Source organism: Nibribacter koreensis (assembly GCF_039541795.1).
GTDB lineage: Bacteria > Bacteroidota > Bacteroidia > Cytophagales > Hymenobacteraceae > Nibribacter > Nibribacter koreensis.
The window spans coordinates 1,626,348-1,651,167 of record NZ_BAABGX010000002.1; the positions used below are offsets into that span (position 1 = coordinate 1,626,348).

The 24,820-nt window shown below is 50.8% G+C and carries 16 protein-coding genes; 1 reads left to right on the forward strand and 15 read right to left on the reverse strand.

Annotated elements, in window-relative coordinates; genetic code table 11:
- Positions 1 to 23: 23 nt before the first annotated feature.
- From ABD880_RS14315 to ABD880_RS14365, 11 genes are all read right to left on the reverse strand, one after another.
- On the reverse strand, positions 24 to 2,660 hold the full coding sequence (locus ABD880_RS14315) for a PAS domain S-box protein (RefSeq protein ID WP_345167446.1): 2,637 nt from the start codon (positions 2,658 to 2,660) through the stop codon (positions 24 to 26).
- Positions 2,661 to 3,070: 410 nt separating this feature from the next.
- Positions 3,071 to 5,941, reverse strand: a complete 2,871-nt coding sequence (locus tag ABD880_RS14320; RefSeq protein ID WP_345167448.1) for a T9SS type A sorting domain-containing protein — start codon at positions 5,939 to 5,941, stop codon at positions 3,071 to 3,073.
- Positions 5,942 to 6,491: 550 nt separating this feature from the next.
- Complete coding sequence (locus ABD880_RS14325; RefSeq protein WP_345167450.1) at positions 6,492 to 8,279, reverse strand: hypothetical protein; 1,788 nt, start codon at positions 8,277 to 8,279, stop codon at positions 6,492 to 6,494.
- 2 nt (positions 8,280 to 8,281) lie between these two features.
- Entirely contained in the window at positions 8,282 to 10,501 is a 2,220-nt protein-coding gene (locus ABD880_RS14330) for a DUF4175 family protein (RefSeq protein ID WP_345167453.1), read from the reverse strand.
- Between the two features lie 33 nt (positions 10,502 to 10,534).
- Positions 10,535 to 10,948 carry a WapI family immunity protein gene (locus ABD880_RS14335; protein WP_345167455.1) on the reverse strand — a complete coding sequence of 138 codons (414 nt, stop codon included), beginning with the start codon at positions 10,946 to 10,948 and terminating at the stop codon, positions 10,535 to 10,537.
- On the reverse strand, positions 10,945 to 11,535 hold the full coding sequence (locus tag ABD880_RS14340) for a hypothetical protein (protein ID WP_345167457.1): 591 nt from the start codon (positions 11,533 to 11,535) through the stop codon (positions 10,945 to 10,947). The genes ABD880_RS14335 and ABD880_RS14340 overlap by 4 nt, the downstream gene beginning before the upstream one ends.
- 1 nt (position 11,536) lies before the next feature.
- Positions 11,537 to 13,084: a BatA domain-containing protein gene (locus tag ABD880_RS14345; protein ID WP_345167460.1), complete on the reverse strand. Its 1,548-nt coding sequence runs from the start codon at positions 13,082 to 13,084 to the stop codon at positions 11,537 to 11,539.
- A gap of 146 nt (positions 13,085 to 13,230) precedes the next feature.
- Positions 13,231 to 13,686, reverse strand: coding sequence for an RNA methyltransferase (locus tag ABD880_RS14350; protein WP_345167463.1), 456 nt, complete (start codon positions 13,684 to 13,686; stop codon positions 13,231 to 13,233).
- Positions 13,687 to 14,033: 347 nt separating this feature from the next.
- Positions 14,034 to 14,918 (reverse strand): DUF58 domain-containing protein, encoded by an 885-nt coding sequence (locus tag ABD880_RS14355; protein ID WP_345167464.1) that lies wholly within the window; start codon positions 14,916 to 14,918, stop codon positions 14,034 to 14,036.
- 191 nt (positions 14,919 to 15,109) lie between these two features.
- Complete coding sequence (locus tag ABD880_RS14360; RefSeq protein ID WP_345167467.1) at positions 15,110 to 15,484, reverse strand: endonuclease domain-containing protein; 375 nt, start codon at positions 15,482 to 15,484, stop codon at positions 15,110 to 15,112.
- A gap of 18 nt (positions 15,485 to 15,502) precedes the next feature.
- Positions 15,503 to 16,498: an AAA family ATPase gene (locus ABD880_RS14365; RefSeq protein WP_345167470.1), complete on the reverse strand. Its 996-nt coding sequence runs from the start codon at positions 16,496 to 16,498 to the stop codon at positions 15,503 to 15,505.
- Between the two features lie 178 nt (positions 16,499 to 16,676).
- Here ABD880_RS14365 and ABD880_RS14370 point away from each other — a divergent pair, with 178 nt between their 5' ends.
- Positions 16,677 to 17,390 (forward strand): tetratricopeptide repeat protein, encoded by a 714-nt coding sequence (locus ABD880_RS14370; RefSeq protein WP_345167472.1) that lies wholly within the window; start codon positions 16,677 to 16,679, stop codon positions 17,388 to 17,390.
- A 98-nt stretch (positions 17,391 to 17,488) separates the two neighbouring features.
- Here ABD880_RS14370 and ABD880_RS14375 read toward each other — a convergent pair whose 3' ends face one another.
- The 4 genes from ABD880_RS14375 to ABD880_RS14390 form a co-directional block, all read right to left on the reverse strand.
- Complete coding sequence (locus ABD880_RS14375; RefSeq protein ID WP_345167474.1) at positions 17,489 to 18,109, reverse strand: DUF4159 domain-containing protein; 621 nt, start codon at positions 18,107 to 18,109, stop codon at positions 17,489 to 17,491.
- Between the two features lie 230 nt (positions 18,110 to 18,339).
- The gene (locus ABD880_RS14380; RefSeq protein WP_345167477.1) at positions 18,340 to 19,656 is read right to left on the reverse strand and encodes a TldD/PmbA family protein; all 1,317 of its coding nucleotides are present in this window, start codon (positions 19,654 to 19,656) and stop codon (positions 18,340 to 18,342) included.
- A 173-nt stretch (positions 19,657 to 19,829) separates the two neighbouring features.
- Positions 19,830 to 21,473: a TldD/PmbA family protein gene (locus ABD880_RS14385; RefSeq protein WP_345167480.1), complete on the reverse strand. Its 1,644-nt coding sequence runs from the start codon at positions 21,471 to 21,473 to the stop codon at positions 19,830 to 19,832.
- Between the two features lie 287 nt (positions 21,474 to 21,760).
- Complete coding sequence (locus tag ABD880_RS14390) at positions 21,761 to 24,499, reverse strand: S8/S53 family peptidase (RefSeq protein WP_345167483.1); 2,739 nt, start codon at positions 24,497 to 24,499, stop codon at positions 21,761 to 21,763.
- Positions 24,500 to 24,820 lie beyond the last annotated feature (321 nt).

Genomic DNA, 24,820 nt, shown 5'->3' on the forward strand with positions numbered 1-24,820 from the left:
AACAGCCTAAAAACGACGCTTGCTCACGTTTGTCTCTCAACAGGCGGTTGGCCCAGGCGCAGGCAGATCAAGAACTCGGTGCCTACTCCTTCCTGGCTGGACACCTGAATGTCGCCGCCCATGCTTTCTACCTGAGTTTTGACCATGAACAGCCCCAGGCCACGGCCTTCTACCTCATGATGGAAGCGCTGATAGAGCTTGAAGACCTTGTCGCCGGCACGTTCCTCGTCAAACCCAGAGCCATTGTCGGTAAACAAGACCTTCACCCATTTGCCTTTGATGGTGGCCGTCACGGTGATTTGCAGCGTTCTGTCTGGTGAGCGGTACTTGATGGCGTTGGTAAGCAGATTATGGAACATGCTGAACAGGTAGGCCTTGTTGCCAGACACACGCAAACCTGCCTCAATGTTTAACTCTACTTGGCCGCCCACGGCGTCAATGGATTCATGCAGGCTCTCAATGGCCTCTTCACAGACGGCTTTCAGGTTGATGCTTTCTACCTCTAGGGTGTCTTTGTTGAAGCCAACAGTGAGGATGGTGTTCAAATCCTTTAAGACTGTGTCAATGGAGAGAATGGATTTTTCTATGCCCTGCAAGGCCCGGGTGTAGCCGCTGTCTTCTTTGTCTAGCAAGGGCAGCAGCTTGGCCAAACCCAGAGAATTTGCCACCGGCGCCCGCAGGTTGTGTGACACAATGTAGGTGAACTGCTGTAAGTCCAGGTTCTGACGGTTCAGCTCCTGGGCTAGCTTGGCTTGCTGCTCTTCGGCCTTCTTAAGCGTGGTGATGTCCGTTTGAATGGCAATGAACCTGATTACCTTGCCTTCTTCGTTCTTAACGGGCGTGATGTTGAGGCTTACCCAGAACTCCTCTCCGTTTTTCTTGTAGTTGATAATCTCCTCGGTGAACGGCTCCCCAGACTTATAGCCGGCAAAAATGCGTTTTCTGGCTTCTGGGTCGGTGTTGGGGCCATGGAAGAAATCATCGGGGCGCTTGCCCAGTACCTCTTGCAGGGTGTAGCCGTTGATGTTGGTAAAGCCATCGTTCACCCATTCTATGTGGCACTGGGCGTTCATGATGACCACGCCGTTGGTAATCTTGCTGGCTACCAGAGACAGCATGCTCAGTTCATTCTGGTAGCGTATGCGTTGGGTGATGTCCAGCAGGTAGACAGACAGGCCGCCCTCAAAAGGGAAGAATTTTACGCTCAGCCACTTGCGTTTCCGTTTCAGGAAGGTCTCAAAAGACACAGACTTGCCCGTGGACAGCATGCGTTTGTACTGCTTTTTAAAGATGTCCTCTGCCTCTTCCGGGAACACGTCTAAGATGCTTCGGCCCAGGGTGTCTTCTTTGTCTATGCCCAAGAGCTTGACCATCTCACTGTTCAGGTGGGTGATGCGCAAGTTTCTATCTAGGGTAAAGAAAGCGTCTGTGATGCTCTCCAGCACCGTGTTGAGCCGTTGCGCCTGCCGTTGTATGGTTTCAAACGCCTGCTTTACCACCGTGATGTCTTTGGCTATGGTCTCTACGCCCAGAATCCTGCCTTTGAGGAACAAGGGGTACATGACAATTTCAAACGCCTTCTGCTCGCCGGTCTTGGTGAGCAAGTTAATCTCAAAGCGCGTGGTCTTGCCGGCCAAGGATTCATTAAAGTATTTGACAGATTGGGGCACAGACTCGTTGGGCACAAACAGGGTGGTGCTCAGGCCCACTGCCTCCTGGGGGGTATATCCCAGCACTTTCTGGAAAGCCTGGTTTATTTCTATGATGGTGCCTTCTGGGTTTTGCAGAAAGACCACGTCTGGGTTCTTCTCAAACAGGTTGCGGTACTTCTGCTCGCTTTCCTGCAGTCTGTTGTTATTTTCTACCTGTTCTGTAATGTCTCTGGAGCTCACCACCAAGGCTTGGATGTTGGGGTTGAGCAGTTGGTTGCTCACGGTGGTATCTATCCAGCGCCATTGTCCGTCTGCCCGTTTAAACCTGAAGCCGCGGCTGTTGGTGTAGGTGTCTGACTGCAACAGGGTTACAAAAGAGCCTTTGGCTTCTTGTAAATCATCTGGGTGTATGTGATTGAATACGTTTTTGCCTACCAGGTCTTCTGGCCGGTACCCTAGAATACGTTCTATGGGGCCGCCTACGTAGGTGTAAATGCCATCCAGGGTTAAGAGGGCCATCATGTCTGCCCCGTGTTCCACCAGAATCTCATGTAGGCCTTTGGGTTGGTCTGGGGCGGCCGTGGCCACCTCTTGGTGGCGGCAGTCTTTGGCCACGCAGTAGTACACGTTGTCTTCTGCTACCCAGATGGCAGACCATTCCAGTAAAATGGGTCCTCCGCTCTTATGTAAATGGCTTATTCTTTTTCTGGTGGGCAGGTGGGGCAGGGTTGGGTTTTGCCACAGCAACTGACGCACGGTTTCTTCTGGGGCAGCAGTGTTCTCCAAGAGGATTGTCTCTTGCAAGGGTTTGCCTAGGAGCTCCTCCGGAAGATACCCTAACAGGCTTGCGCTAGTGTCATTCACAAATTGAAAACGGCCAGTAGGATCCAGCGTGCAGTGCAAGTCTGTAGAATACTGTATCAGTTTCTCAAAACTCACAGACGGTTGCCCCTGGACCTGCTGGCTAGAGCCCTGGTTTACTCTCAGGGTAGGCGCTACCTTACTCATGGTGATAAGGCGTTAATAGGACTTTACAAAACTGCCAGAAATGCAAGAGTGTCTAGGGCTAGCCTAGGAATACGTGCGCCTTAGGGGGCAAAAGCTACAGGTATTTTGCTTATCAAACTCCCTGCGGGGTCAGGGAAGGAAATCAATTGTGCCGGATAATAGTTTACGAAACCTGAGGTGTCAAGGCTATTGATTATCAGTTGTTTCGGTGCTTTTATTTGGCAGAGGTAAGCGTGTTGGTTGTTTTGTCAGAGGCAAGGATATGTTTTAAAGATACTGAAAAATATATGAAAATTGCAAACCGTGTCTGCTTTATGTCTTGTATGGGTTTCGGTTAGTTTTTTTATTAAAACAAAAAGAGACCTAGCCTTACTAGACCAAGTCTCCTTTAAAAATTTACTCGTGCAGAATTATTGAATGACTATCTTTTGCTGAAGCTTAGTGGTGCCGGTTTTTATATGCAAAATGTATACGCCTCTCACTAAGGAATGGACTGGCCATTGACGATTAAAGTTGCCTTTAAAGCTCACCGCTTTTTCTTCTTTTACCACTTTGCCACTCAGGTTTATCAATTGCAATACTATATTGGTTTTAGTGTCAACTGTCATCTCAATGCTCAATACATCTGACACTGGGTTGGGAGCGGCTTTAAAGGATGCTTGCATTACCTCTTCTATAGCGCCCAGACAAGTGCTCACGGTAAGCGGTTGCGTTACTGTGGTAAAGCAGCCGCTCCCATCTGTGTAAGTGTAAGAAATAGCATGGGTCCCAGGCCCAGCGGTTCTGGAGTTAAACTGGTTGTTACTTACACCTGGACCGCTATAAACACCTCCATTAGGGAATCCTCCAGTCAAGGTAAAAGGGCTCTTGTCTTGGCAGACGGTAGCAAAGGCCTCTAGCGTGACTACTGGTGGGGTTATAGTTGTTACCTGAGTAATGGCAGAGGTGGTTCTACAGCCTTGCGCATTGGTGACGGTGACGGAATAGGCCCCTTCGGTAGAAACAGTGATAGAGGAAGTGGTAGCGCCCGTGCTCCAAAGGTAGGAAGCGCCTTCAGAAGCAGTTAGTGTTAGGCTAGCCCCCTCGCAAATGCTAGTAGATCCGCTGGCCTGTATGGTGGCTACGGGACTTGGCGTTACGGTCACAGTCACCTGAGAGGTACTAGAACATCCGTTGGCATTCGTACCAGTCACTGTATAAGTAGTAGTCTCTGTAGGCGAAGCCGTTGGATTGGCGCTGGTAGCATCACTCAAACCTATGGTTGGTGACCATGCATAGGTTACCCCGCCGGTGGCAGACAAATTGGTTGATGTGCCTTGGCAAATGGTAGACAATACCGCACTTGCCATAATAGTGGGTAATGGATTGACTGTCACTTTTACCTGGTCTGTCTTCACACACGCGCTGTTTTCACTGGTTATGGTCACAGTATAGGTAGTGGTGGCACTGGGCGAGGCAATTGGGTTGGCAATGCTAGGATTATCTAAGCCAGTAGCAGGGCTCCAGGCATAAGTTAAGCCGCCAGTGGCCTGCAGTTGCACACCACTTCCAGCACAGACAAAGACGTCTGGTCCGGCATACGCGGCAGGATTTACAGTTACCCGCACTACATCTGTTGAGGAACAGCCATTGGCCGTAACAGTCAAAGTATATTCTACTGTGATGGGCGCACTGCTTTCGCTTGGGTAATTAAGTGTAGGATTTGCTACGCGACTATTAGACAACCCAATAGCTGGTGACCAAGAGTAGGTGTACCCTGTGGTAGGTGCCGTGCCTAATACAGTGGATTGTCTTGAGCAGACCACCTTGTCAACACCTGCATTGGCCAAAGGAATTGGGTTGACTTTTACGGTGATGGTTTTAGTGGTTACGCATCCTGCCACTGACGTTCCAGTCACGGTATAAGTAGTAGTGGTGGTGGGGCTTGCTACCGGCGTAGCGCTGGTGGGGTCATCTAAACCAGTGGTGGGGCTCCACGAATAGGTAGCGGCCCCAGCCGCTTGTAACTGGACGAACGTTCCCACGCAAATAGCAGGAGCCGCAGGTAATATTGTAAGTACTGGGTTGGGAGTTACATTCACAAAGACCGTGTCATTGCGGCTACAGCCTTCATCATTGGTGACTGTGACAATATATCTAGTAGTGGTAGTTGGAAACGCTTGTGGGTTGGCAACATTAGGGTCGCTTAGGTTTATGCTAGGATTCCATCTATAAGTACTCCCGCCTGAAGCATTCAGTTGGGTGCTATTGCCTGCGCAAATGGCTACGTCTAGTCCTGCATTAGCCTGTACCGCTGGGTTAATGGTGACGCGCACCTCATCTGTAGTGGTACATCCGTTAGTAGTCACTGTCAGTTTGTACACTCTGGTGATGGGCTCATTAGTAGGGTTGATCACAGTAAGTGTAGGCGTCTTAAGGGTAGCGCTGGATAAATCAGTAGCTGGCTCCCATAGATAGGTACCTGAAGAAGTGGTGGTAGAGCCTAATACCAAGGCTTGCCCAGAGCAGATACTGCGGTCAAAGCCAGCGTTGGCAATAGGTAAAGGCTTCACGGTCACCGTTACTGTTTTAGTGTTGGTGCAGCCTGCAACTGAGGTACCGGTCACGGTATAAGTGGTGGTAACGGCCGGAGAAGCGATTGGGCTTGCACTGCTGGGGTCATCTAGACCGGTGGCTGGGCTCCAGGAATACGTAGTCGCGCCACTAGCCTGTAATTGTACGGAAGCCCCTGCGCAAATTGAAGCAGCGGTTGGCGTGATTACTAAAGTTGGTAACGGATGTACGGTTACCAATACCTTGGCTGTGCGCACGCATCCATTGGCATTTGTGACAAAGACGGTGTAAAGAGTAGTAGCCGTAGGTGTGGCTATAGGCGTGGCGCTAGTAGCGTCATTTAAGGTGTTGGTAGGAGACCAAAGATAATTCACGCCGCCACTGGCGGTCAGCTGTGCACTTTGACCTAGGCAAATTGCCTTGTCTTGTCCTGCATTGGCAGTGGCGGGTTTTACTTCTACCACAGTAGTATTAGAGCTACTGCATCCGTTTAAAGTGATGGTAAGGGTATAAATTCCACTGGTGCTGGCTTCAGCATTAGCGATAGAAATTACCTGACCTGTTGCCTGAAAACCATTGGGGCCTGTCCAGGCGTAGGAAGCACCCGTTACCTTGCCCGCAGTCAAAGTGAGCGTACTACCCGCGCAAATACCAGAATTGGACGTGATGGTGGGCTTGGCTGGCGGCGTACCTATGGTTAGGTTGGTTCCATTATCCAGTACCGTCATGCTTGGCGTAGGATTAGAAGCTATTACCCTTATACGATAGCCCGCGCCTGCCGCAACGTTAAAGGGCAAGATTACCTCTATTTGTCCAGACGTTCTTCTAGAAACACTTCCTAAAACTCTAGGTGAGTTGAAGCTTCCGGTAATGCTAGACAGTTGAACGGTGAAGGTGTTACCTGATGGAAAATTTACATCAGTAAAAAAAGGAACAGTCAGTGTACTGCCCACACAAAAGGGTGATCCAGAAATAGGAAGCGTTTGTAGAGTGTCTGTGTCTTCCTTTGTCAATTTGGCTGAAGCTTGTGCTTGGCTTATCTGTAGGAGAAGACCTAATAAAGCCCCAATAAAAGTTAGTAAAATGTGTTTCATGAATATAGTAGATACAATAGCCATTGATTTACTTGGCTAATATTAGCTTAATAGTGAAATTAGGTAATAGGTAAGTTCTATTTGTGTAAACTCGTTGAAAAAGGCTTTTCTCCTGATAAATAGTCTATTAGAGGGGTTGGTGAAGAATGTAGACAGAAGTCCTAATAGCATTTTGACTATTGCATCATACTTTCTCCTCTAACCACAAGAACCCCAAGGCAAGCAGTAATCCCAGCCCGAAAGGCCACAGCGGAAATGCTTCTTCCTGGAAAATGTCTGAAACGGTGTTATGGAGTCTTTCAGCACCTGAGGCCTTACGGATAGCTTGTTGTTTTTGGTGCAACTGCCGGGTTTGCCAGGCAGTGGCCGGGAAAATGTATAAGCTGGCACTTGGTCCACCAATAGAACCAAAGGAATGCCAGCCTTGCGCCTGCGGCCAGGTAGTGAAAGTCTGGTGAGATGAGAGCAAGGACGATCCTCCCACTAAAGCAGCGGCAGGAGTTTTGTCCTTATATGAGGCTATCTTTGGCGTTGGAACCTGACTTCCTCCTGAACCGGTAAGTGCTACAGCCTGGTGAACGGTAGCAAAAATGGGTTCTATAGAAACGGCAGGCTCTTCTGCTGGGCTTGCCAAAGCCGTCAATACCTTAGCCCAGAATCCTTGGTATAGCTTTTCTTTCCCTTCCAAGGCCAAAGGAAATGTCTCTTGCACCAGACTCACGCCCACTTGCCCAAGCCCTTTTCTGTAGGTGGTAACCAGCGCCTGTTTTGGAGTGTTACCCCAAGCCAAGCTTGGTTGGCCTTCTTTGGGTTGGAGCGCAAATGATGTCAAGGGGAGCACCGCTGCAGAGGTGGTTTGCCCAATCCATTTCACTGGGCCGTTTATCGCCTCTTTTTCTGAAATCCGGGCAAAAACAGCTTCTGCAAAAAAGGGAATAGACTTAGGCCTGCTACCAGTGAAGGTAGTCAATATGCCCAATCCCTGTTGGCTGACGGCTTGTTGTAGCGTCTGTTTCTCTTGCCCTGACAGGCTTTGCAATGCCTCTGCATCTAACAACACTACATCAAATTTCTGTAACAGAGTTGGTGTCAGGCGACTAACCTGCACGGTGGGCAGGTTTACCGTCTCAGTCTGGTAGATGCCTTTGCTCACTTGGCTTCTCACCGCTACCCCGTGGCCTTTCTGCGCTAAGGCGTTCTTTAAAAACTTGACCTCAAACGATGGTGAAGAAGAAAGCAACAACACGTTTAACAACCGCGGCGCTTCTACCAAAACAGGGAGTTGTTCCTTGTGCACAGAATCCTCCGTATCCCGCCACTGCAAATGGTACACAAACTGACCGGCTGTCTTCGGTTTGAATTTGAGGCTGAACGTCTGCTCTGCTCCTTTCTTGATTTCAACAGAGTCACGCTTGGCACCGGCGGCGTGTAAATACAGTTGCGTAGCCTGGTCTTTCGAGGTGAATTTGCCTTGTACCTGCACTTCTTCGCCTAGCGTGATTTTCTTTGGCCAGGAAGCGGAGAGTACCCCGGTTGGCAAGGGAGATAAATGCGGAATTACCTGCAAATTGCCTAACTCAGCGAGTGTTTCTTCTTCCAAGCCATGGCCCACAACATGCATGGTCTGGACGGCTGGATTGAAGGCTTTGAATTGAGCCATGTCAGTCACCAAGGTGGCGCGGTCTGCTTTGACGTCATAGCTGAATACCTTCGGTTTGGGGCTTAAGCGATTGAGAAGCGAGGTAAGGGTGTCTGGGCGGTAGCCTTCGGTTAACAAGATTGCCTCTGTGGCGCTGTAAGTGCGGGTCATGGAAGGCGGAGACACTAGCAAAGCCAGACACGCCACTGCCACCCAAGATACAACTACCCGTCCAGCCAGTCTTCTGCGGTCTGCGCGGCGCACGGCCAGCCAAGTGAGCCAGGCACCTAGCAAAACGGCAAACACCAGAAGAAGCGGCAGAGGTACAGTCACGGTTAGTTGAGGCGGTTAAAATAGTCTTGGGCTAGTTTTTTCTCGAGCGCGGGCGTCAGGCGTTTTTGGGCTGATTTCTCAGAAACAGGCAAAAAACGGTGCAAGGCACTCTCCATGCGCACCAAGCATTCTTGGCACAGCTTGCGGTTGGCTCTCAGGTCTTGTACTACCTGCCGTACGTCTTGGAGTGCGCGTAAATATTGCCCCGGCTCCCGCACGGCGGCTTTGCCTAGTTCCTGCCCGGCTTGTTCCAGCAGGCTTGCATCCTCTGGCTTGGCTTTGCTACCAGCTTTCAGGTTCTCTACGCGTTGCAGGGCCTGGCGCACCACAGGGTAAGAGGCAGATGGCTTTTCTTCGCGGCGTTGCTGGACGGTCTGCACTTTGCTTAAGTCGCCGGTGAGGCGTTTCTCGGGTTCTTTGATGGGCGGCGGTTCAAAACCGCTTTTCTTCACGTACACCCTAGATTTCTGCTGAACGTCTTTGAGCATGCGCAGGGCTTTGTATTCAAACGGCAAGGCTTCTTTCGGCCGATTGGTACGCAACCTCAACTCGGCTTCCCACATCTGGGCCAGGGCGCCTTTGAGTTGGGCTTTGATGGCGGGCTCAAAGAAGGTGGCGGCTTCTTCCTGGTCGTGCTTGTGCAGGTAGGGGTCCAGCAGTTCGCCCATCTTGGCTTCATGCTCAGAGGCGCCTTTGGGCGGGGAATGGTCGTGGCCGTCGTCTGCGGTGTGGCCTTCGGCTAAGCCCTCGGGCAAGGCGGCATTGCCGATGGTAGATTCAAACTCTTCGCCCAGGAACTTGCCGTAGCGCAGGCGCAACAGTTTCTGGTCTACGCCAATGTTGTTAGACCTGTCTGCGAAGACCGCCTGCGTGAGGCCTTTCTGTTCCTGAATCAGTTTCTCGGTGTCAATGATAATCTGGCGCTGGCTCCTGAAATACTCGGGGTTGGGGTTTACGCCCAGCGACAGGTCATCCATGGTTTCTACCACCGTGGTGTCTTCAATCTCTATCAGGAAAGACTCGGTGCGGGTGTAGCCGCGGTGGTTGTCATAGGCCTGCAGGTAGAAGTACAGCTCATCGCCGTAGGTCATGCCCAGCTTCTTCAGGTCCAGGGTCTGGTTCAATTGCAATTGTCGGGGTTGGCCCGCGAAGGAGAAGTTCAAGGGGATGCGCTGTTCCCTGAACTTGACGGCCTCACCCTCGCCCTGTGCCACGGTAGCCACCAAGTCTGCCGTTCTGAGACCATAATCATCCTGCAAGGTGGCCTGTACTGTCACGCGCTGGGGCTCCCCGAAGAGAATCTCCAGGTACTGCGCCGGTTTCTTCACGGTGATGCTAGGTGCCTCATCTGGTATCACTTCTACGGAGTAGAAATCAGAGACCTGGCCGTTCAATTGCAAATGGTAGAGGGTGGACTGGGTGAGCGTCACCGAGGCCGTATAAGTGTTCTTTTGATTGGCCACGGGACGCAACAGGATTGGCTTCTGGTTGCTCAACACTAGTTTAGGGGATGGAATGGCTTGGTTGGTCTGCACCGTCCACGTGACCTGCGCCCCAACCTCGGCCTTGAACGAAGGCGTGGTGACGGCATACGGGGCCTTGCGGGTGTAGGCGGGCGGCGAAATGCGGATGTTCATCTGCTCCACGGCTGGCAGAATCGCCTTCGGCTGGGCTACGGGTTCTTGTACGTTGGTGGAGGTGCCGGTACGCATAGTGCCCGCTTGTGCAGGTTGTTGCAGAAGCCGGGGCACAAACCATAGGCCAGTCGCCAAAGCTAAGCCTATTAACAGCGGCAAGAAGCCGTTTTTGTAGTTCACCTGTGATGCTTCCCTTACCGGAATCTGGGCCAGGGCGACCGCCACCCGCTGCCGTTGCAGTTGCGGAAGCAAGGTCAGGGGCTCTTCGGGTTGCAGGAGCAGTTGGGTGCTTTCTTCTAGTTGCGGGTACTTTCGGTTGAGGTGTTGCGCCACGGCGGCCAGGGTGGTCTTCCGGTACACGTCCCACCAGCGCCAGACCTGTAAGGCACCCATGAGCAACAGCAACAAGAGCGCGGCCATGACGCCTCCTTCCCTGCCCCAGCCTTTGTACGCCCACATCCCCAACGGCAAGGCCATGCCCAGCGCCTGCAAGGCCATCACCGCCGCTTTCCTCCGGAAGTAGTGCGTACGCACTCGCTCCAAAGTAGCGGTCACTGTGATGGTATGGGAGGTGAGTTGGGTCAAGGTGAGTGTTTGACTGTGTTAAACAAAACGCTTTTATTCTATTATTTTCATCAAATCAGAAATAACTGATGGCAGTATTGTTGGGTCAACCTGAAATTCAACTTTAATGTTATAGGAGTAGTCGTTTGCAATCCTATCCTCTTCCAATAGATTGATGCCGACTGCAAGATGCCCTAGATTATCTATCGCTCTAAAGTATAATGTAAATTCTCCAGGGCTCATTCCTTGAATTTCTGCTTGTCCTTTTCTGGTTTTGTCGAGCTCATTTAAACTTGAGATAAAGTTTTCTAGGTCTCCAAGGCTTATCCAAATGTGCTTTCTAAAACTTCCTTTAATGTTTTCGGTGTCGAGTCCAACTTCAAGCCGGTAGCTTGGGTAATCCTCTTTTATTGATTCAGCTACTATGACTTCAATTGTTCTATTCTTTAATTCATTCTGAACTTTCATGATTTAAATGACGGCCAACTATTGTATAGTAAAAAGACACAAATTAGAAGGAATACCAACGCAATGGCTGTATAAGTTAGCATATTGACTGCGCGGCGGTTGGCTTGTACTTCTTTTTTGCTGTTTTCAATTTCCTGCTTTAGAATCACATATTCTTTTTGCCATTCGCTTCTTCTGGTCTCAATGTCAGTTTCGTCTATATCGAATGGGTGTTTGTCAAAAGTGGATATATTTCTCGTCAATCCACATTCAGAGTAGGAAATAGAGTCATTTTGGATATGCTCTGAATAGATTATCCACCTCCCTTTGTGGTTCGGCACTCCGGAACAACTAGACCAGTAATTACCTATTAGGGTATCGTTATTAACTGTTCCTTTGATTACTTCTATAACTTTTAGATAGTAAGAATTGATTATCTGTTCTTTTGAATTTTTAAAAATTGGCTCAGCAATGAAAACTAATTCAGAGAAGTGAAGGTCGTGCTTTACCTGCTCCGGGGACCAATAGTATTTAGTGCAGGTGCAGGCATGTGCCTCCAAGTGTAAGAAAAGGAATAAAAGCCCAATAAGATATAAGTAGCGCTTCATCCTAGCTAGCTATTCTTTTTCTTCTCCCAGCTAACCACCGTTCCAGTGCCAGCAACAAAGCCAAAACACCTACCAACCACAGCTTCAAATCAAGCACCTCTTCTGTTTTTGGCCTGATTTCCTGAAAAGAGCCCGAAAACGGTTTAGGGCGTTCTACTTCTGGGGGCAGGGCGCGGGTGTCATACTGGGTTTTCCAGGCGGTGTTCTCCGGGAAGAGCAGACGGAGGAGCGCTTCGGGGAAGTGGCCGCTATCCACCAGCGCGTTCCACGTGGGATGGAAGCGGCTGTAGAACTGGTAATGGGCCTGGTTGGCTTTGTGTGTTTGGGTGAGCAAGGGGTCGCCGTAACCGTCCAGCCACAGTACCAGCGCCTGAGGGTTCTTCTCTGCCGAAGTGCGCTGGTGTAATGGTACTTGTTGCGGGATGCCAGGAATCTGAAGCCAGCTTTCTCGTTTCTGGACGCGGGCAGAACTGGGTGCATCTTGCACCGTTTTTAGCCTCTTTTCCGGGAAACGGGCCAAAAACGGAGGAAGCGGTTCATCCGTCAGCCAGAAAACCCAGTCAGGCGCGGTGCTAGTCAAGGGCTGAGGGCTGGAGGAAACGGAGAGGGAATAGGCCTGCTCGCGGTAGTCTAGGGCCGTTTGCAGGGCGGCTTTCAAGTAGCGCACATCGGCTTGCCGGGCTTTGTCTACCCGCACCAACACCTGCAAAGGCAGTTTTTGAAGCGGAATGGTGTTTTGTGCGCCCCCTTGTAAGGTGAGTGAATCAGTTTGAGCGTGAGCGGTGAATTTGATGGCAGGCAGTTGGGGCAGGGAAATGGTTAGTCCTGATGTTGGTTTGGCTACTGTATATTCGGTAAAGGTCACAGCCTGTTCATCGCTTTTGCCCACTTTAAGGCGAAGTTGATTTTTCTGGGTGTAATAGGCTTCCTGTAGCCAGACTTCCGTTTGCGGCGCACTTACCGGCACCCAGGCAAACCCAGCGCGCAAGGCAGGCTGTGGGCCGCGGTGATGGCGGATCAGGTTGGTGGTGAAAATCCAGGCCTTCGCGTGGGCTGGTAGGCTTCTGGTCAGTACCCGCAGGCGCACCCAGGCATTGGTGGTATCTGCAGCGGTGCTGTCGGACTTAAAACTGGCGATGGACGTCTCTTGGTCTAAGGATAGCTTCGGGAAACCCGAGGCCAGCGTATGCACCTGCCATCCTTTGCGAGCCAGCGAATCTACCGTAGTCGTAATCTGGGAAAGGTATTGCTTCTGGAAAAGGGCTGGATGCAGATATACATGGTTTTCGGGCTTGGCGGTGACGGGCCGCGTCCATTGCGGTTGGGCCAAGAGCAAGGCCAGCAACAGCACCATCAGGCACCTGAGCAACAGCAACCACACCTGCGACAGATGGATACTGCTCAGCTTCTGGCTCTGCGACGGCTGTAGCCACCTGATACTACCCACCTGCACTGTCTTGGGTGGCTTTTTGTTCCATAAATGGATGGCAATAGGCACCAACATGCCGGCCGCCGCCCATAACCAAACCGGATGCAGAAACTGAAGCAAAACTACTTAGATAGAAGCGAGGTGTACCACATAAGACGCAAGACCAAAGGGTGTCGGTCTCAGGAACCAAGATACTGGCAGGGCGCGGCATTTCCTATACCGTGGGCCGTTAATGTGCGCCGTTGCATAATGCTTAGAAGATAGAATTAAGTGGACGGCACCAGCGTGCTTTTGAGATGGCGGTCATACAGGATAATGGACCCCGCCGAAGCCACATTCAAAGACGTTTCGCCGGGCAGTTGCACCAGGTGGTGGCATTTGGCAAGGACGGTCTTGGTAAGGCCGTGGTCTTCGGCGCCCAGCAGGTACACGCACCGCTCTGGGTGCACAAACTGCTCCACCGGCACCGACTTTGTATCCATTTCAATCCCCACCAGTTGGCAACTGTAGGGCAGGTGCTGGTAGAAATCCTCCAAGTCCTGGTAATGGTACAGCGGAATCTCCTTCCAACTCTTATTGGTGTCTGTAGATTGCCTTTTATACCGCTTGCCAATGGTGAAAATGAAGCTAGCCCCCAGCAAACTCGCCGACCGCCACAGCGTGCCCATGTTGGTCTCATGCTTCGGCTCAAAAATGCCTATCCCAAAGTAGCCGGTTGTCATTGAATGAGTGAATGATTGAGAGATTGAATGAATGAGAGAATGGGCAAAGATAGGACGAGGTTTTTCGTTTTTGGGCTGTTTCCTGGGAAAGAGGCTTAAAATGGAAATAAGAATTACTCCCAATGCACGCGTGCCGTCCCCCTTTGAAGGGGGGAGGGGGATGATTATTCTTGCTGATGTAAATATTGGCTTTTTTAATAGCGCAGTTGCTAATAGTTGAAGCCTCTTAAACTTGATACGTCTTTGTCATCCCCCTACCCCCTTCAAAGGGGGACGAAGGAGTACCTATTTAAATAAGCTAAGCCAACTCAATGCAATTAAAACCAAACTCAAGGCTTAGAATTCATTTACTGCTTGGCTCGGTTCAACAAAAATGCCCGCAAAGCTTTGTCCAATGGCTCATGCAAGTGGAAGCGCTCATAGTGAATTTGGCGTTTCCGGGTGTCTGTTTCCAGGGTTTGCAACCAGGCGTTGAGGTTATCCAGGTAGTCTCTGCGTTGGGCCTCTGAATTGACCTGCAAGGTTTGTCCCGTCTCTAAATCCTGAAAAGCCACCTGCCCCTGATAGCTGAATTCCAGCTCGTTCTTGCCCATGAGATGAAACAGAAGCGTGTCTTTTTCGCGGGTGCCAATCTTGCGCAAGGTCTCTGAAATCTCAGAAGTCTGCTCGTACATATCGGTGACCAGCACGGTAATCTCCTTTTGTCGCTTTTTCGCAAAAACAGGCGTTAAGCGGTCCAGGCTGGGGAAGTTGCCGGTGGGTTGCAATTGGTCTAACTGATGGAAGAGCCGTTGCAGATGTTGGCTGGATTGTCCGGGCGCCAAGGGCAGCACCTGATTTTCCTGTAGAACAAACAGCCCCACGGCATCGCCTTGCTGCACCGCCAGATACGCTAACGCCGCCACCAGATACCGCGCATAATCCAGCTTGGTCAGGTTGCCATCTTGGTGCGCCATAGAACCACTGGCATCCACCACAAACCTTACGGCCACACTGCTGTCTACCTCAGACTCCCGAATGTAATACCGGTCTGCCCGCGCGAACAACTTCCAGTCCAAAGCCCGCAAATCATCGCCGGGCTGGTAGCTCCTGTACTGACTGAACTCAATCCCCGCCCCTCGCCGGATACTCTGGTTCTGCCCCAGCAAAAAGCCATCCACCACCGACTTGGCAATCAAGCGCAGGTCTTTGATGGCAGTAAAGGTTTGCGGGTTTAGAAGGCGGTGCGGCATAGATTATAAGTGTTTTATTCAAGAGCTTTTTCGTCCCCCTTTGAAGGGGGTAGGGGGATGATTTACTTTTGGTGAGTATTCACATTCCCGAGATGCATTTTCGTTGTTTCATTGCTTTGGCTGATGGTTCTGCAAGCGGCTTTGTCATCCCCCTACCCCCTTCAAAGGGGGACGGAATGCGTGCTGAAAACTCAGGGCTGTTTCTCAGTTTTTTCAGCTATCCAGGTTTCTAATGTTCGTTGCACGTTAGGTAAATCATTCATCACTTCATCGTCAGTAAAACGCAAAACGGTGAATCCTAATTCAGACAAAACCTTATCTCTTGCCGCATCTTCCTCTGTTTTAAACTTATGGGAATAGCCATCTACCTCAATAACCAGCATCAACTCCTTGCACAAGAAATCTGCTATATAGTTAGCAATGGGCCGCTGGCGAAGAAACGAATAACCCAACTTTCGTTTACTCAGCAACTCACACCATAACCTGATTTCTGCTTTGGTAGAATCTGCCCGTAGAGATTTTGCAAGGGGCTTTAGGTTCTTGTTATAGTCAAGATTGTCTGGCATAACCAAAAACAATTCTCTTTACCGCAATACCTCCCTTGGCAACTCCACGCCTTTCACCAACTCTTCCACCACCTTATCCGTGGTAATATTATCCGCCTCTGCTGAGAAATTGACCAAGATTCTATGCCGAAGTACCGGATACGCCATGGTATGCAAATCTGGCAAAGTCACCGCGAATCTGCCTTGCAACAGAGCGCGGGCTTTGGCGGTGAGAATGAGCGCCTGACCGGCTCTAGGACCAGCGCCCCAGCGCACAAACTCTTGTACATAGGAAACCTGTGTTTCTTCTGGGCGGGTGGCACGAACCAAGCGGGCAACGTAGCCCACCAGTTCATCTGAGATAGTGACTTCGCGCACCAGGCTTTGCAGCGCCATAATCTCAGGCCCCGTCAAGATAGGTTGTACTTGCGCACGCGCACCGCCGGTGGTGCTTTTCAGAACGGAGATTTCCTCCAGTTCAGTGGGGTATTTGATTTTGATGTACAACAGAAAACGGTCCAACTGGGCCTCGGGGAGCGGATAAGTACCGCTTTGCTCAATGGGGTTCTGCGTGGCCAATAAGAAGAATGGTCTAGGCAATGGATAGGTTTTGCCGGCGTAGGTCACTTCAAATTCCTGCATCGCCTCAAGAAGCGCTGCCTGGGTTTTAGGCGGAGTCCGGTTAATCTCATCTGCCAGCACAATGCTCGCGAAGATGGGGCCTTCATTGAACTGAAAGAAACGCTTGCCGGTGGTGTGGTCTTCTTCCAGGACCTCAGTGCCCAGAATATCTGTAGGCATGAGGTCTGGTGTGAACTGAATACGCCGGAAAGGCAAATCCACTGCGCTGGCCAGGGTGCGCACCAGCAAGGTTTTGGCCAAGCCAGGTACGCCTTCCAGCAGTCCGTGGCCGCCGGCCAGAAGTGTGATGAGCACCTCATCCAAGACCTCTTGCTGGCCTACAATAATTTTACCTATTTCCTGCCGCAGGACAGGGAGTTTGTCTAAAAGCTGAGTTACTTCTTGTGCAGTCAAGGGAGATAGAAGCTAATGGATACGTGGTAACCAAAGTAAGGGATTGTTATGGAATTTGCGCGTTGTTTTTAGCCTAGTTTCCAGAAAACAGGCCAAAAACGGAAAGGCTGGTTCCTGTCATCTTCCGCCTGAAATATTTGTGTACCTTAGAGTAGACATATTCCCTAATGCCGCTCTTATGAAAAAGCTTCTTTGGCTTTTATTATTCATTGTTTCAATTACCCAGATGCAAGCCCAGTCCAAGCGGTGGGCAGAGTGGCAGAAGCGTGGCGAGAAGCAAATCAATCTGTTGCCCATGTACGGCGGCCAGCCCAAGTCTAAGAATCTGTTGGCTTTGGATAAAAAGTTTTTAGCCTCGATAGACAACAAAGGCGGTACCCGCGCCGAGAATAGTAAGTATTTTTCTGACCGCGGATGGCAGCACTTTCAGCAAGGCGATTTTGAGACCGCTATGTTCAGGTTCAACCAAGCCTGGCTATTAGACTCTACCAATGCCAAGCCTTATTGGGGCTTCGGAATTATCTGTGGCATGTTAGAGAATTATGATGATGCTTTTACCTACTTGCACAAAGCCTATGCGCTGGATTCTTCTGATGTCCAGCTTCTATGTGACATTGTGTTTACCAACTTTTGCAAGTACCAAGAAACGAACCAAGCGCTCTATATAGAGAATGCGTCGGTGGCCAGTCAAAAAGCGCTACGCCAGAGTCCAGATCATGCCTTTGCGCTCTATTCCCACGCCTTGGTGCAGTACATGAAGAAAGATTATGCCAGCACTTGGGAGTATCTGTACAAAGCCAAGGAAAAGGGAGAAGTGGGGCTAGACCAGGATTTTATAAAAGCCTTGCATGCTCAGCTACCTGATCCAAAAAAAGAGTTTGTGAAAGATTGAGAGAGACCATCTTTTTCCATTTTTGTTTTAGTTTCCCGAAAACAGGCTAAAAACAGAGCAGACGATTTCTAATTCATAATTTCTAATTGAACTAAGCACTAACTGGTCAGCGCGTACATCAGAATATTCACCCCAAATTTGGTGTTGTCCTCGGCTAGCCAGCGCTTGTTTCTAAAGTCATAATCCCACTCACAGCCGTAGTCTTTGTTGCTGTAGAGTACTCCTATGCGGCCATTCACTTCATAGGCTTTGAGGTAGTCGTGCACCAGGTCATCGCCCCAGCCGTTGAGTTCAAACGACGTGGTGGGCGGGCCTTCTTCAAACTTGAAAAAGGACTTGTACAGCGCATGGGTATTGGGGAGTTTCTTCAAAGCCTTCGGGCCGAAGCAGACGCGCATCTGCTCCTCAAACGACCGCGCAAACAAGCCGTCAATGTCATGGTTGCAATCGTCCACAAACACAAAACCGCCGTTCTGCACATACTTCACAAAGTTGGCCTTCTCCTTGGCGTTGAACTGCACCAGTTTGTGCCCGCTCAAATAGCAGAAAGGATATCTAAATAATTCAGCGCTTTCCAGAGAGATGACCTTCTCCTGCTCCACCACGGGCACGGTGGTGTATTCTACCAAAGAGTGTAGCAGATTGGAGGGCATGCGCTGGTCAGTGTCCCAGTTGCCGGAGCGGTATTGGAGGCGTACGAAGGTGAAGGGAGTAGGCATTTGGTGAGGTCCCTACATTACTAATTTGTCATCTTGAAAATATTTTGTGAGCCAGCTGTAGTAGCGATTAAGTAAGCGCTATTCTAGTTCGACCACAAGGTCCTTTCAGGATGACAGATAAGGAAAATCGAGAGTATATTAATTTGTACTCGTTTTCAGCCTATTTTCCAGAAAACAGCCCGAAAACAAAAAAGCCCCTCTCCATTGGAGAGGGGTTTGGGATGAGGCGTTTACACCGCGTCTGACAGGCTGGTGAAGGTAAAGTCTCTAATCTTCATAGGAGGCACCAAGTTACCGCCAATGCGTTGCGGTTTGCCCAAGGCCTCTAGGTTGTTGAGCATGATCACGGGGCTTTCGTTGAACCTGAAGTTCTTTACCGGGTGCTTAATCTTGCCGTTCTCAATGTAGAAGGTTCCGTCGCGGGTGAGGCCGGTGTAGAGCAAGGTCTGCTGATCTACGGCTCTAATGTACCACAAGCGCGTTACCAGTATGCCCTTCTGGGTGCCTTTGATGAGGTCTTCCAGGCTTTGGGTCCCGCCTTGCATGATGAAACCGCCTGGCATAGGCAATCCTTTCACGCCTTTCTTCTGCGCCCAAAAGCGCGAGTACGGCATTTGCTTAATCACACCTTTGTCAATCCAGGTCACCTTCTCATGCGGACGGCCGTCGCCGGCCCAGGTAGATGTAGGAATTTCTGGGTGGGTTGGGTCTGAGGTGATGGTCACGCGGGCGTCAAACATCTTCTCGCCTAACTTGGTAGCCCCGCCGGTTTTGCTCAGGAAAGAACGACCTTCCTCGGCAGAGCGGGCGTCCATGCTCCCAAACATATTCTGCAACAAATCCACAGCGGCGGTTGGCTCCAGAATAACCGTGTACTTGCCGGGCTCAATGGCCTTGGCGTTCATAGACCCGATGGCTTTCTGCGCGGCAATGGCAGAGGCGGCGGCGGTGTCCAGCTTGCTCACGTCGCTCACGTCACGGGTCACGTAGCCAGAGCCGGTGCCGTCCTCGGTACGCATGGTCACCGAGAAGTCCACGTCTGAGCTTTGGTTGTAGGCGAACAGGCCTTTGGAGTTCATCTTGGCGTTGAAGCCACTGCGGTCTTCCCAGAAACCGGCCGATGTCAATTTCTTGCTGTCGGCCAGGGCCATGCTTTTGCGGGCAGCTTCGGCACGGTACTCTGGGTTGATGTCTGCGGTGCTTTTGAACCACGCGTTGCTGGGCAGGTAGGTCTGTGGTCCCAGCATGGGCACGTACTCCGGGCTTTCGGGGGCAATGCGGGCCACCTCTTCGGCGCGGCGCACTACTTTCTCCAGAGAGGCGTCGTCAAACTCATTGATGGTGGCCACGCCCGAGCGCTTGCCGAAGCGTGCTTCTACGGCCAGGGACATGTTTTCTTCTTCGCCGCTGGTACTCACCGTACTGCGGGCATAGCGGATGTTGCCGCCTTTATAACCGCTGAGGTTTACCTCGCACTCATCGGCTTTTGAATAGCTAAGGGCTTTTTTGAGAAGCGCCTCGGCTTGGTCTTTACTTAGTATTGCCACGTTTTTGATAGTTAAAAGTTGAGAGTTAAGAGTTAAAAGTTGAGATGGATTTACGATCTGTTTTTAAGCTCCTTTCTGAAAAAGAGGCTAAAAACGCTTTGCAGGATTCCTGGGAGCGAAGAGGTTGATTCTTTATCAACTCTAAACTCATAACTTTTAACTCTTAACTAAACCTAGATTTTACGTCCAGTATTAATCACGTTCACACCGTTGAAACGCGTGTGCGCAGAACCATGCGACACGGCGCTTACCTGGCTAGGCTGGCCCTTGCCGTCAAAGAACGACCCGAACAGACGGTAGTCGCTTTGGTCACAGATAGCCGAGCAGGAGTTCCAGAATTCCTGGGTGTTCGACTGATACGCCACGTCTTCTAATGGGCCTACAATTTTACCGTCCTTGATTTCATAGAACAGCTGACCGCCGAACTGGAAGTTGTAGCGCTGCTGGTCAATGGAGTAAGAACCGCGACCTGCAATGTAGATACCGCGTTTCACGTCCTTAATCATCTCGTCTACGCTCAGCTTGTCCTTGCCTGGGGCTAGCGACACGTTCGGCATGCGCTGGAACTGCACCGAGCTCCAGTTGTCAGCATAAGAACAGCCGTGCGATTCCTTCTCGCCGATGATGTGCGCCTGGTCGCGGGTGGCCTGATAATTCACCAGGGTACCGTCTTTGATGAGGTCCCAGCGCTTGGTTTTCACGCCTTCGTCGTCAAAGCCCACGGCGCCTAAAGAGCCTTCCTGTACTTTGTCCGCGAAGATGTTCACCAGCTTACTGCCGTATGGGAAGTTCTTGGTTTTCCATTTGTCCAGCGTCGCAAAAGAAGTACCGGCGTAGTTGGCCTCATAGCCTAGTACACGGTCTAGCTCCAATGGGTGACCCACAGATTCGTGAATGGTTAAGCCTAGGTGATTCGGGTCCAGTACTAGGTCATATTTACCAGCTAAAACAGACTTAGCCGTCAGTTTTTCGCGGGCTTGCTTAGCGGCCAGGCCTGCGTCTGCGACAATGTCATAATATTTGTCATAGCCAATAAGGCCGGTGCCTTCAGGGCCTTTCATGGTAGGTGCTTTCACCGTCAGGTACTCAAAGCCCATGCCCATGGGCGCGCTCAAGGCATCTCTTGTTTTGAACTTGCCAGAGGCTTTGTCAACGGCGGTCACGGTAAAGTTTGGCCAGATGCGGTGAATGTCCTGGTCAATGTAAGAACCGTCTGTAGAGGCAAAATACTTCTGCTCATTCACCTGGAACAGCGCCGAATTCACGAAGTTGGCGCCAGCAGCCAAGGCGGCGGCGTTGGCGGCCAACAGCAAGTCTGCCTTCTCAGAGACAGGTACTTCAAACGCATTTTTCTTGATAGGCGTCTTCCAGCTTACCTCGCCAAAGCCTTGCTGCGGAGCCAGTTTTACCGGCTCTTTCTGCAGTTTGGAGTTGGCTTTGGCAATGGCCACGGCCTGCTCGGCGGCTTTGGCAATGCCCTTGTCGCTCACGTCTGAAGTGGCGGCAAAGCCCCAGGTACCATTGGCAATCACGCGCACGCCCACGCCGTAGCTTTCGGTGGTGCTGATGCCCTGCACCTGCTTCTCACGGGTGAACAGGTTCTGCGCCAGGTAGCGGCCAATGCGTACGTCTGTGTAAGTGGCGCCTTTGGCTTTGGCGGCGTTGAGGGCCACGTCTGCCAGGCGTTTGTGCAAGGCCACGTCCGCGGGCTCAAGGGCGCGGGCCGGGTCAATCTCATGACCAAACGTTGGGAAGTTGGCGAACATCAGTCCACCTACGCCCATGGCGGTCAGTCCTATAAAATCACGTCTTTTCAATTTGTTTGTTTTTAGGTAAGCGAGTAGGTTCAGAGGGCGGCTACATTTGCCCCATTAAGTTTACCTCTTGTTTGGCAGGAAAGCAAGAAAGTGCTTTTAGAATTAAAGCACCCGGTATTTGAAAAAGAAGGAATAGGACGTTTTTGGCTTGTTTTCTGGAAAAGAGGCTAAAAACGGACTGCTTGTTTTTGTTTCCTTATACCAAAGAAAAACCAAGCCTAAAGCAAAAAGGGAGCTACCAAAAAGTAGCTCCCTTTTAAAGGTTGTTTGAAAGAGGTTTTTAAAGACTACTTAGCCAACACCACGCGGCTAGTAGTTACTTTGTTACCTGCTTCTACGCGGTAGATATACGTACCCGCCGGCAGCGAACTTCCATCAAAGTTGATAGTGTAGTTGCCAGACTTCTTAGTCTCGGCTACCAAGGTTTTCACCTTGTTACCCATGGCGTCAAACACCGCCACGCTTACTGGTCCGTCTTGTGACACACTGTAGGTAAGCGTTGTCTTGTCAGAGAACGGGTTAGGGTAGCTGTACACGCGCTCATTCTTGGCGACGGCAGAAGAAGTGCTGGTAGTAGAGACTGGTTGCGCAGCAGAGTTCCATAGCGCATGCGTGCGGGTAATAATCACCGCAAAATCGCCGCGGGTTACATCTTGCAACGGTTTAAACGTAGCGTGTAAGGTTGGCTGCAAATCATAAGGCCCTTGCGTCACGGCATAGTAGGCATTGATGAGGTTCATCTCCAAGGCCACGCTTACGTATCCTTCCAGCCCAGCCGGAATACTAGCCGCATCTTCAATAGGATACACCTTGCCGTCTACAATGACCGTAGGGGTTTGGCCGTTGCGCTCCAAGGCAAACTTCTGCAAGCCCAGAGCCTGAACCAAAGAATAAGCAATGTCTGCTCTGCTCACTTTGCCGCTAGGTGAGAACTTACCTGGGGCCACTGGTAGCATGATGCCGCTGTATAGTTGGTCACGGTCACGCAGGGCACCGGCTTTGGCCACGATAGACTCCGCCAGTAGGTTTCTTTCTTTTACATCTGTCAAGGTGAAAGAACCGTCCACAGGCAAGAACTGACGAACGCCTTCGCCCATCATCAGGTAATCTGCCAGGTCAATGCGCTTCAATAACTCATCTGGTCTGTACACGCCGCCAGCTAAACCATCTGCCAAACGGGCACTCACTGCCATCTTGATGGAAGACTCTGCGGGGTGACCGGCAATGTCAGAAAGGCCCGAAATGCCGGCAGCCGTCATTTTGTTCACTACCCCGTTAATGGTCTCCGGGAAGCCCGCTCCGTTCAAACCAGAAACTTCTGCCGTCCAGGTGCCGGCTTCAGGGTTGGCCACAGACACGCCGCGGTCATAGCTCAAAGAGAAGGTTACTGGAATGCCCGCGCTGGTTCTCACGCCGCTCGGCGAGATAAGCGTCAAACGCACTGGGTTACCTGTTTCACCGGCCAAACCAGTGGCTTTAATTTTGGCTTCCATGCCCGTGGTGCCAGACGCAACATTGAATCTGTACACGTTGGTGGCGGCAGTGGCTGGGTTGTAGTTGATGGTGAAGTTCTCGGCCTCATTGCTGGCATTCACATTGCTGTTGAACACTCTGGTAAGGTTAAGAGAAGAACCATAAGGAGCAGCAGGTCTGAAGGTTTTGTCTACGGCGGCATACGCGTTCACATAACCGGCACCAACCTCCCAAGGCTGTCTGTTTGGTATGTTAGTAGCGGTCTGTTGCAAAATCTCTTTTACCTGCGCTGCCGTCAATGCCGGGTTGGCATCCAATAGCAGGGCTACAATACCCGCCACATGCGGTGCCGCCATAGACGTACCCGTCATGTGGGTGTAGAAAGGAACGTGCGCAGGCTCTAAGGTTGTGGCGTCTTTGTCAGCTGAAAGCGAAGAAACCGGTGCAACAACACGCGTAGAAACAATGTCAACGCCCGGGGCAGTCACCGTTGGACGGTCTTCCCAAGTATAAGACTTGCCTTCAAACGTGAAAGAACCACCTTTTCCTTGCACGCCTCTAGACGAAGAAGGGGTTAAACGGCCAGACTTTTCGCCGTTGGCCACGCATATCACCCATGGTGCTTTTTTGTAATTGCCCGTGATGGTGCTGGAGCTAGGGCCAGAGTTACCGGCAGAGAACACCACTACAATGTTTCTGTCCACGCAACGCTTGGCCGCCAGGGTAACCGGGTCAGCTGGGTTGACGTCTGTGCCCGTGTCACCGGTAGCCCCCCAGGAGTTGGTGATAACTCTAATGTTGTAGATAGACTGGTTGATGAGGGCGTAGTCAAAACCAGAAAGAACATCTAGCATCAGCAACGCGGCGCCAGAACCATAGCCTACCAGATGGGCACCCGGGGCAACGCCCGTGTACTTGCCAGAAGAAGCCTGACCTGTACCGCCCACTATACCTGCCACGTGGGTGCCATGGCCACCGGTAGCATCTGTGTTTGGAACGTTTTCAATGGGAATGTAAGGCAGAATGCCATTCACTGAATTTAGGTTGGCAAGAGCCGTCACGTTCTGCTTTAGGTTCTTGCCCAGCTGCAAGTCTGGGTGCGTACCATCCACGCCGCTGTCATTCACCAAAACGCCAATGCCGTTACCAGTCACCGGTAAGCCGCCGTTTTTGGTGGTGAACGCCATCTCATTCCGCACTTTAACCACGCCGCTCACCGAGGTGGCGTTGTCGTTTTCATGCTTCATGGACTCATTCAAATACAGAGAAAGAATTCTTGGGTTGGTAGCCAGTCTCTCTACCTGTGCCGCGGTAGCCACTATCCCGGCAATGGGGAGCGCTCTCAAGGTTAAGCCTTGCAAAATGCCTACCTGCGAAAGGGCAGAAACGTCTAGTAAGGTAGGGGCGCCTTCTCCTTTAAAGGTCACTACCACTTGCACCGGAGTTAATCTGTTAGAAAGCGCGGCTTTCAGTTTGGGGTCTACATAGGCTTGTGAGAAAGCCTGGCTCACTGCTAAAAAGCAGAAGAGGACAATAGATAAAATTTTCTTCATCTAGTTAGGGGGTAAAGGTTTGACATAGAGTTGTGTTTGTTGTGGTGTTTGAAAGGATTGGTACTCACAGGACAAAAGGCGTTGAAACCAGCAAAGCATCTTAAAGGATAAAGGAGATTTCCCTCAAAACAACCTCCGCCAGATCTATTCCTGCCGTCCTGCAATGAAGACTATTTACGAAAGGAGATATTCAGAAGAATTAGACGATATCAAGGTTCTATATAGAACTATTAATATTTTTTTAGGAAGTGGAGTAATGCTAACCGGCTGGGTGATAGGAAGTAATTGAGAGTATAATGGTAGGATTTTTTAAAGGAATAG